General features: G+C 62.2%; 12 protein-coding genes. 4 read left to right on the forward strand and 8 right to left on the reverse strand.

Annotation, left to right across the window (positions count from 1 at the left end):
- From N7E70_RS28220 to N7E70_RS28230, 3 genes are all read left to right on the forward strand, one after another.
- Complete coding sequence (locus tag N7E70_RS28220; protein ID WP_442866536.1) at window positions 1-882, forward strand: ABC transporter substrate-binding protein; 882 nt, start codon at window positions 1-3, stop codon at window positions 880-882.
- A 65-nt stretch (window positions 883-947) separates the two neighbouring features.
- Complete coding sequence (locus N7E70_RS28225; protein WP_263008241.1) at window positions 948-1871, forward strand: amino acid ABC transporter permease; 924 nt, start codon at window positions 948-950, stop codon at window positions 1869-1871.
- Window positions 1868-2671: an amino acid ABC transporter ATP-binding protein gene (locus N7E70_RS28230; RefSeq protein WP_067968354.1), complete on the forward strand. Its 804-nt coding sequence runs from the start codon at window positions 1868-1870 to the stop codon at window positions 2669-2671. Before N7E70_RS28225 ends, N7E70_RS28230 begins: the two co-directional genes overlap by 4 nt.
- 109 nt (window positions 2672-2780) lie before the next feature.
- Here the strand turns inward: N7E70_RS28230 and N7E70_RS28235 are convergent, their stop codons facing one another.
- From N7E70_RS28235 to N7E70_RS28245, 3 genes are all read right to left on the reverse strand, one after another.
- Window positions 2781-2948 (reverse strand): Thivi_2564 family membrane protein, encoded by a 168-nt coding sequence (locus tag N7E70_RS28235; RefSeq protein WP_154384416.1) that lies wholly within the window; start codon window positions 2946-2948, stop codon window positions 2781-2783.
- Between the two features lie 218 nt (window positions 2949-3166).
- Window positions 3167-3361 carry a hypothetical protein gene (locus N7E70_RS28240; protein ID WP_263008242.1) on the reverse strand — a complete coding sequence of 65 codons (195 nt, stop codon included), beginning with the start codon at window positions 3359-3361 and terminating at the stop codon, window positions 3167-3169.
- 135 nt (window positions 3362-3496) lie between these two features.
- Entirely contained in the window at window positions 3497-4294 is a 798-nt protein-coding gene (locus N7E70_RS28245) for a SapC family protein (RefSeq protein ID WP_263008243.1), read from the reverse strand.
- 167 nt (window positions 4295-4461) lie between these two features.
- Between N7E70_RS28245 and N7E70_RS28250 the strand changes: the two genes are divergently transcribed.
- Window positions 4462-4737, forward strand: a complete 276-nt coding sequence (locus N7E70_RS28250) for a DUF6916 family protein (RefSeq protein WP_263008244.1) — start codon at window positions 4462-4464, stop codon at window positions 4735-4737.
- A 5-nt stretch (window positions 4738-4742) separates the two neighbouring features.
- Here the strand turns inward: N7E70_RS28250 and N7E70_RS28255 are convergent, their stop codons facing one another.
- From N7E70_RS28255 to N7E70_RS28275, 5 genes are read right to left on the reverse strand one after another with little or no spacing between them, the layout of a single operon-like run.
- Window positions 4743-5300, reverse strand: a complete 558-nt coding sequence (locus N7E70_RS28255) for a GNAT family N-acetyltransferase (protein ID WP_263008245.1) — start codon at window positions 5298-5300, stop codon at window positions 4743-4745.
- A complete protein-coding gene (locus N7E70_RS28260; RefSeq protein ID WP_263008246.1) occupies window positions 5300-6784 on the reverse strand; it encodes a hypothetical protein in 1485 nt (494 codons plus the stop codon). Before N7E70_RS28260 ends, N7E70_RS28255 begins: the two co-directional genes overlap by 1 nt.
- 29 nt (window positions 6785-6813) lie before the next feature.
- Window positions 6814-7341, reverse strand: a complete 528-nt coding sequence (locus tag N7E70_RS28265) for a phage tail protein (RefSeq protein WP_192320076.1) — start codon at window positions 7339-7341, stop codon at window positions 6814-6816.
- Window positions 7342-7350: 9 nt separating this feature from the next.
- Window positions 7351-7854: a phage tail protein gene (locus N7E70_RS28270; RefSeq protein WP_192320078.1), complete on the reverse strand. Its 504-nt coding sequence runs from the start codon at window positions 7852-7854 to the stop codon at window positions 7351-7353.
- Window positions 7855-7866: 12 nt separating this feature from the next.
- Window positions 7867-8385 (reverse strand): phage tail protein, encoded by a 519-nt coding sequence (locus N7E70_RS28275; RefSeq protein ID WP_067968327.1) that lies wholly within the window; start codon window positions 8383-8385, stop codon window positions 7867-7869.
- Window positions 8386-8413: the final 28 nt, after the last annotated feature.

Genomic DNA, 8413 nt, shown 5'->3' on the forward strand with positions numbered 1-8413 from the left:
ATGAGGAGGAACAAAGTGCATCATTTTTCGCTTCTGCGCGGCGCAACGTTGGCCGCAACGGCTGCAACCACCCTGGTGACTTTTGCCGGCGCGCTGACCGCCGCCGAACTGCCGAAATCGGCCGAGGTCAAGGACACCGGCAAGCTGATCATCGCCAACACCCTCGAATACGCGCCGTTCGAATTCATCGACGAAAACGGCAAGCAGGTCGGCATCAACATCGAGCTGGCCCAGGAAACCGCCAAGCTGCTCGGCGCCGAGCTTGAAGTCACCCGCATTCCCTTCCCCTCAATGGTGCCGGGCCTCGCCGCCGGCCGCTTCAAGGTCGCGTGGGAAACCTTCGCCGCCACCGACGAGCGCCTGAAGCAGGTCGACTTCGTGATGTTCATCAAGTCAGGCATCGTTGCGTCTACGACCGCCGACAAAGCCTCGCAGTTCCAGGGCGAGAACAATCTCTGCGGCAAGCGGGTCGGCGTCATCGGCGGCGCGGTGTCGGACTTCATCGCCGACCGCCTGAGCGCCGAGTGTAAGGAAAAAGGCCTGCCGGAGATTGCCAAGAGCATCTTCCCGGAGGGTAAGGACATCATCCAGGCCGCGCTCTCCGATCGTATCGATGCCCGCCTCGACGACGCTACCGCATCGGGCTATTTCGAGGTGACCAGCAAGGGGCAGATGGTGGTCGTTCCGGGTCTCTACGACGTCGCACCGCTCGGCATCGCCATCCCCAAGGGTGACAAGGAAACGGCCGACATGCTGGCCGCCGGCGTCAACGAGCTGATCAAGAACGGCACCTACAAGACGATCATGGCCAAGTACGGCATGACCAGCGCCATGATCGACGAAGCCTATATCGTCGACAGCGCCGACAAGATCCGCAAGTAATACGAAAGGCCGGCGAGGGACATGGAACCTTCGCCGGCCATCAGCACTGCTGGGAGGGCGGCTGAATGGACCGGGCCGAAACGCAAACGCCGCCGCCGGAGGCGCTGACAGTCGTGCCGCTGCGCCACTATGGCCTGTGGGTCGGCACAGCGATCACGCTGGCTATCCTCGGACTGATCCTCAAGGCGCTGGCCACCAATCCCGCCTTCGACTGGCCGACAGTCGGAAAGTACCTGTTCCACCCCTCGATCATTCGCGGCCTCGGCCAGACGCTGGTGCTGACCGTCACCATCATGGTGCTGGCGATCGTCATCGGCACGATCGTCGCCATCATGCGGCTGTCGCCGAGCCGCATCCTGAACGCCTTTGCCAGCGCCTACATCTGGTTCTTCCGCGGCGCACCGGCGCTGATCCAGCTGATCTTCTGGTTCAACCTGGCACTGGTGGTGCGCGAGTTCTCGCTGACGCTGCCCTTCATCGGCACGCTGTTCACGGTCAAAACCAACGATTTCATGACACCTTTCGTGGCGGCCGTCATCGCGCTGTCGCTGCATGAAGCCGGCTACATGGCCGAGATCGTGCGCGCCGGCATCAACTCGGTGGCTTCAGGCCAGACCGAGGCTGCCGGCAGTCTCGGCATGAACCACCGGCTGATCCTGCGCCGCATCACGCTGCCCCAGGCAATGCGCTTCATCGTGCCGCCGACCGGCAACGAAACGATCAACCTTCTGAAGACGACATCGCTGGTCACCATCATCGCCGTCAACGATTTGCTCTATGCCGCGCAGAGCATATATGCGCGCACCTTCGAGACCATCCCGCTGCTGATCGTCGTGGCTTTCTGGTATCTGTTCGTCGTCACCATCCTGTCGATCTGCCAGCACTACATCGAGCAATATTACGGTAGAAGCGACCTGCAGCAGGGCGCGTCCTTCGGCGACACGCTGAAACGCGCCTTCAGGTTCGGACGGGTGGCACAGCCAGCATGACATCGAAAGCAGAAAACCAGGCCCGCTTCGGCGTTCCCGACAATTCGATGGTGTTCGCACGCGGCGTGCGCAAGTCCTTCGGCGCAGTCGAAGTGCTGAAAGGCATCGACCTCAACGTGCCGACCGGCTCTGTCGCCTGTGTCATCGGACCGTCGGGTTCGGGCAAGAGCACCTTCCTGCGCTGCATCAACCATCTCGAAGAGGTCAGCGGCGGCGTGCTCCTGGTCGACGGCGAATTCGTCGGCTACGACCTGCGCCACGGCAAGCTCTACGAGGTCAACAACAAGCTTTTGTGCCAACGCCGTGCCGACATCGGCATGGTATTCCAGTCCTTCAACCTGTTCTCGCACATGACCGCACTGGAGAATTTGATCGAAGCGCCGATCATGGTGAAGGGCATGTCCAAGGCCGAAGCCAAGGACAAGGCCCATGCGCTGCTCGAGCGCGTCGGGCTATCGGCCAAGGCAGACGCCTATCCGCGCCAGCTTTCCGGCGGACAGCAGCAGCGCGTCGCGATCGCGCGAGCATTGGCGATGAACCCAAAGGTGTTGCTGTTCGACGAGCCGACCTCGGCGCTCGATCCGGAGCTCGTCGGCGAGGTGCTGGTGGTCATGCGCGACCTGGCCGAGAGCGGCATGACCATGGTCGTCGTCACCCACGAGATCGGCTTCGCCCGCGAGGTCGGCGACCAGCTGATCTTCATGGATCGCGGCGTCGTCGAGGAGCGCGGCGAACCGCGCGAAATGATCGCCAACCCGCAATCGCCGCGCACGCGCGAGTTCCTGTCCCACGTGCTGTAAGGCGACGGGCTGACCAGATATGTGGCGGTGCTGATACGCTTGGCGCATGGCGCCCGATGCTGACAAGAAGCGGCTCAAAGGCCGCTTTTTGTTGTCGTGGCACAGCCGGCTAAAAGACTGCCAAGTATTTAAGCAGCGAAACAATACCGATAATGATCACAATTATCTGCGCAATCTGCCGCATCTTGGCGTCGATGGGCAGGCGCTGAACCAGATAAAGCACAAGTATGATCACCAGGAACGTGATCAGGATACCGATGAGCACGGATGAAGCCATGTGGTTCTCCTATGGGAACTGAATGGAATGGGGCCGGCTGGTGGCGCTGTGATCGTTCAATACCAGCGGCCACCCTCACCGTTTGAGCCTTTCGCGATCGCAAAGCCGATCATGAACCCGACCAAACCTGCCAAACCAATCACGGCACCGGTCGTGGCCGGATTCTCGCGGGCGGCCTCGGAGACAGATTGGGCTTGCGAGCGAAGCTGCCGGGCCGCTCACGACGTCCGCATCGACGCCCCCTCAATGACGCCGTGCGCCGTGTCGCGTGCTTCCGCGACAAGGTCCAAGCTGCGGTCGGTAAGGGATTTGTTGATTTTGGCGATCTCCTTGCGCAGTTCGGAGATCTGCTTTTCGACCGACTTTTGGACGCCGTCGATACCAGGAACCTCGGTTTTGGGGGTGTCAGCCATGATTTTTCCTTCTGCAACCAGATGGCAACGGTGCAGACAGGAATTTGTTCCGTGGCCGGTCGACCGCAACGGGTCACCCCGACGCCCCTCCAAAAGAGAGCCGCGCAACGGCTCTCCCAGCTTCGTCGTGAAAAATCAGACGCCCGTGACGAGCCGCCGCTGCGAAGCCTGGTAGACGAGCGAGGTCCAGCTGTTGCTCGATGCGAGGTGGCAATAGACCAGCCCGAGCGCGCCCGATCTGCGCAAATCGAGAAAGGCTTCGTCGGAGAGCTTGTTGAATGCCGGCTCGTCGATGACCTGGAAATCGGTGACGTTGAGCACTTCACCGCCTTCGAGCGTGACCGTGCTCTGGCGCGGCGCAAACAGGCCGTGGGCGTCGATCTTTTCCACCATCGCGCGGGTGGCATTGAAATCGATCTGGAACTGGTTGCAGAAGGCGAGCGCCTGCTTGCTTGCCTCGCTGGCTTCCGCCGCATTGAAGAACGGTGCGACCTTGCCGGCGCTGGAGGATACCTCGGTGACGCGCTCGCTGGCGCGGTCGACGCACAAGGTCAGCCGGCCGGTGCCCGTTCCGGAGTCGTCGGCGAGGATAAAGGGGTAGCGGCGGACATAGGCCGGGATGTAATGCGGCTCGAGCCACTTGCCGCTGGCCTCGACGAAGAGGTTTTCGTTCTGGCGCAATCCGGTGATGACGACAGGCGCCTTGGCGGCCCCGATAAAGACGATCGGATAGGAGCGCATCGCTGCCGGCATTTCGGATGCCACCACCGGGATGGCATGCGCCTCGCGGGCGAAGGAAAAATCACTGCGCGCCGTCAGGCCGAGCGAGCCATGCCGTGCCGGGTTGAGCGCCTCGGGCCTGGAATAGAACAGCGGCAGGCCGGCGGCCGCGGCACCTTCCACGGCTTTGGTTTCGGTCGTCGGTTCAGTCATCGGTCAAGTCCTTCCGGCGGCTCGGATCGCGTGGCGACTGCGCGATCGTCTTGATATTTGCTTCATAGAGTTGGCAATGTCGTGAAACTGTACTGCGACTATGGACAGGACACTGGCAAGCAGCAAGATTGGGTGCTTCTCGGATTGTACACTAGTGGGCGGACCAGATGATTTCGGCTTCGGATTTTGAAAGCTCTGTCGGGCAGACCTTCACCGTCGACGCCGGCGGCACGCAGTTGCGGCTCGAATTGCATGCGGTGCGCGCACTGTCCTCGAGCGCGCGCCCGGGCGGCGGCTTTTCGCTGCAGTTCAAGGGGCCGCGCAATGCTGCCCTGCAGCAGGCAACGTACCGCTTTGTCGGCGCCGATTTCGCCGACGACATCTTCATCGTGCCAGTGTCGGCCGACGCGACTGCCGTGTTCTACGAGGCCGTGTTCAACTGAACGCGTCATGACGGCTGCGAGCCGGGCGGAAACGCCGCCATCAGGTCGTAGACGCCCTTGTCTTCGACGACGGTGAAACCCAGCCTGAGATAGAGCCGCTTCGCCGGATTGTTCTTTTCGACGTGGATCGAGGCGCGCTTGCCCGCTGCGAAAGCCTCGTCGAGCGCGTCGCCCAGCACGGCCGCGCCGTAGCCCTGGCCGCAGGCCTCGGCTACGAAAGCGACATCGACGATACGGTGCTCATCCTGCCAGCGCGCGACATAGAGCCTGCCGATGGGACGGCTCGCGTGATCGATGACGAGCCGCTCGGCACCGGGATAATGCTTGATGTAGTGGTAGTGTTGAGCGGCAAACTGCTGTGCCAGGAATGATTGTTTCTGGCCCTCCGACCATCCCGTCGGCTCGAGCTCCTGCCATCGCGACGAGGCATACAGCGCCGACAGGAACGGCAGGTCCTGATCACCAGCCGGCCGGAAACTCAGACCCGCCTGGCGAGAACGACGCCAGGACGACAGACTTCCTGCCGAGACGGTCTCGGCCTTACCCCTCAGAATTGCAGTCATCAGACCGGCGGCGTCAGGTCACGCACCACCGAGAAGCGGCGGATGCCGCCGTCGGCCAGTTGATCCCAGTCGAGGTCCCATTCCGTGCTGTCAAACGCTGTCTGGCGCTTGGCCCACAGGCCGCCTCCGGCCGGAGATCTCGTCGCATGGCTGAACAGCATCAGCCGGCCATCCGCGTTGTAGTCGAGCTTGAATTCGACATTGCTGTCGGAACTGGAAAAATCGCGCCAGCCGGTCCAGTTCTGCGTGCGCGCGCTGTTCTGCGCATTGAACTGATGAACGAAACTGCGGTCGCTGCCGACAAGGACTATGTCGTTGTCGCCCTGGATGCCGCTGGCGAGCGTGTAGATGGGCGTGCGCGAGAAGCCCGGTGTCGCCCATGGCGTCCACGTATCCGATCCCGCCGGCTGCTGCCTGGTGTGGACCACTTGGCCATTGCTGGTCAGGCCGAAGAAATTGAGCCCGCCGCCGGGCCCCAGCACCGGTGACATTCCCACAAACGTGCCTGTCGTCGGCGTGTTCATCATCACCCAGGGCGTCCACTGGCCGACAGCGGTCGTGCGCGCCACCGATTGCTGGCAGCGGTAGAGATTGAGGCCCGAATTGATGCCGAAAAGGACGATGCGGCCATCGCCCTGACGCTTGGCTGATATGGCAACGACGCTGCCCGGTATCTGCTGCCAGGCGCTCCACGGCTTGTCAGGCGGCGCCAGCTCCTGCACGGTTATGGTGATCGGCTTGTCGGTGCCGGGCGGCGTGACGGTGACCGTCTTCTCCACGACCTTGGGCGGGTTCTCCCGTATCCACCAGATCTGGCCATTGGCGGTGACGACAAAGATCTCAATCAGACCGTCGGCATCCCGTGCCATCGACATGCTCTGATAGCCCGTTGCGCCCGGTACCGCGCCGATGTTGACCGGCGGGTTCCATTTCTCGATCGGCCCAACCTGGTTGGCGTCTTCGGTGATGAAGACGAGTTGCGGGCCGCCGGACGGCTGTGCCACCACTGCGACCCGGCCATCGCGCGTCAAGCCTGTCGCCATGATGGCGTAGGTGCCCGGCGCGACAGGCGACCAAGCCTTGGCCCAGGGGCCATTGGGACCGTTCTGCGCCTTCTGCACGAGCTGACTGTTGCCATCGATGGCGATGACCATCAGCCGTGACAGCTCGAAAAACTTCACGCCAGGCGGCAGGTGGCGCAAGGCCGGTCCACTCGACCGTTTCGCGCGCACGGCCAAGGCTTTGACGGGCGTTGTTGCTTTCGCCGTCGAGGCAGACGCCTTGGCAAGGGCCGTTTTCTTCGTGGCCGAAGCAAGCGCGGCTTTCGCCTTCGATGCGGGCGCCGACTTGGCCGCCGCCTTCTTCGCTACCGGCGTCGACGTTGCCTTTGCGGTTGGTGCCTTGGCTGCAACAGGCTTCTTGGCGGTTGCGTTCTTGCCGGCGCTATCACGCGCCGTCGACTTTGGAGCTGCTTTCTTGGCCATGATGTTGGTCCTGCGTGGCTCGAAATTCATTAGCCTCTGGGCGGGAAGACGCCCTGCAGCGCGATACAGAAATAGCAGGTGAGATAGGGCTGCAGATTGTTGTGTGCTGCGTCGCCACCGGCGGGTGCGAGAGCATTGGCATTCATGCTTGTCAGATTGGCTGAGACATTGGTCTGGTAAAGCTTGCCGCCAACCGAGGTGGCCACGGTAATGTCTGCCGTCAGCGAACCTTGCGTGCCATCCTCGTTTGTCGCCATCAAAGTATGCGAATGCGTCGGGATCTCGGATTCGAGCAGGGTCACCGTCTCTTCCCCGCCTGTTTCGCCGAGATCGTGCAGCGACAGCCCCGGTCCCTGGCCGGGGTGCATCGGCGTTCGTCCCTGCAGATCGGGCAGGGCGAAATTGGACTTGCCATTGCCGCCATAGGTCGTGCCAAGCAGCGAGAACAGGGCGGTGTTCTGCGACAGCGGCAACAACTGGCCGTCGCACCACGCCCACCCCCTGGGCGCGAAGTTGAAGGGGAAAATACGGATTTCGGCGACGAAGGGGTCGGCCATTGCTTCCTCTCAGGTCGGCGACGGGAAAATTCCAAAAAGCGAGATGATGAAATTGATGCAGAGATAGGGCTGGAAGTTGGTGTGCGGCTGGCTGCCGCCGACCGACCCCACCGCGGCTTGCGCCATAGCTACAGTCACCGTCTCCGGAGCGTAGGGTGTGATCACAGTCGAGCTGGCCAGGACGTTACCCTCGGGTGCCGGCTGAGCGCCATTGACTGTCGAGCCGAGCAAGGGATGGGAGTGCGCGGGTATCTGGCCGATGGTCAGCGTGATCTCCTCGGCGCCGCCGGTCTCGGCCAGGATAAATCCATTGCCCTGGTGCAGCGGCACCCGGCCGCGCAGATCGGGCAGCGCGAACGTGCTCTCACCGTCGCCGCCATAGGTCGTACCGATGAGGTTGAACAGCGTCTCGTTCTCGGAGATCGGCAGCAGCTGACCTTCGCAGAACATCCATCCCGCCGGCGCGAAATTGCCGGCAAACATGCGAACCTCGCCAACATAGGGCTGTGCCATGGCTTTGCCTCCTCAGGTCGGCGAAGGGAAGATGCCCTGGAGGGCGATACAGAAGCTGAGCGTCAGGAACGGCTGCATGTTGAGATGCGCCTGGCTGCCGCCGACGTTGCTGATGCTGCCGGCTTTCAAAGCCACCAAACTCTGCGCGCTCGCCGAGTAGGTGTTGCCCGGGTCCTTGGCAAACACCGTGCCGTTGGTGTTCTGCGGTCGCGGATTGACGGCGTCACCTTGCGAACTGGACCCGCTGAGAACATGGGTGTGAGTGGGTATTTCGGAAATCGACAGCGTATGCGCCGGCTCACCACCACGTTCACCCAGCGTATGGTTGGAGCCGACATGGATCGGCAGCCGACCGCGATAGTCCGGCAGGGCAAAATTCACCCGGCCATCGCCGCCGAACGTCGTGCCCAGAAGAGAAAACAATCCCTGGTTCTGGTTTATCGGAAGAAGCTGTCCATTGCACAATGCCCAGCCTCTGGGCGCAAACGCAAAGGACATGATGCGAATTTCCGATAGAAATGGTTCCGCCATGATCGCCCCTCAACCCATTTCAACCTAT

Origin of the sequence: Aminobacter sp. NyZ550 (assembly GCF_025628925.2) — a bacterium.
Lineage (GTDB): Bacteria > Pseudomonadota > Alphaproteobacteria > Rhizobiales > Rhizobiaceae > Aminobacter > Aminobacter ciceronei.

Coding starts and splice junctions, on each gene's coding strand:
- N7E70_RS28230 (WP_067968354.1), top strand. CDS start 1,868: ATGACATCGAAAGCAGAAAACCAGGCCCGCTTCGGCGTTCCCGACAAT.
- N7E70_RS28240 (WP_263008242.1), bottom strand. CDS start 3,361: ATGGCTGACACCCCCAAAACCGAGGTTCCTGGTATCGACGGCGTCCAA.
- N7E70_RS28265 (WP_192320076.1), bottom strand. CDS start 7,341: ATGGCCGACCCCTTCGTCGCCGAAATCCGTATTTTCCCCTTCAACTTC.
- N7E70_RS28235 (WP_154384416.1), bottom strand. CDS start 2,948: ATGGCTTCATCCGTGCTCATCGGTATCCTGATCACGTTCCTGGTGATC.
- N7E70_RS28260 (WP_263008246.1), bottom strand. CDS start 6,784: ATGGCCAAGAAAGCAGCTCCAAAGTCGACGGCGCGTGATAGCGCCGGC.
- N7E70_RS28245 (WP_263008243.1), bottom strand. CDS start 4,294: ATGACTGAACCGACGACCGAAACCAAAGCCGTGGAAGGTGCCGCGGCC.
- N7E70_RS28220 (WP_442866536.1), top strand. CDS start 1: ATGAGGAGGAACAAAGTGCATCATTTTTCGCTTCTGCGCGGCGCAACG.
- N7E70_RS28225 (WP_263008241.1), top strand. CDS start 948: ATGGACCGGGCCGAAACGCAAACGCCGCCGCCGGAGGCGCTGACAGTC.
- N7E70_RS28275 (WP_067968327.1), bottom strand. CDS start 8,385: ATGGCGGAACCATTTCTATCGGAAATTCGCATCATGTCCTTTGCGTTT.
- N7E70_RS28270 (WP_192320078.1), bottom strand. CDS start 7,854: ATGGCACAGCCCTATGTTGGCGAGGTTCGCATGTTTGCCGGCAATTTC.
- N7E70_RS28255 (WP_263008245.1), bottom strand. CDS start 5,300: ATGACTGCAATTCTGAGGGGTAAGGCCGAGACCGTCTCGGCAGGAAGT.
- N7E70_RS28250 (WP_263008244.1), top strand. CDS start 4,462: ATGATTTCGGCTTCGGATTTTGAAAGCTCTGTCGGGCAGACCTTCACC.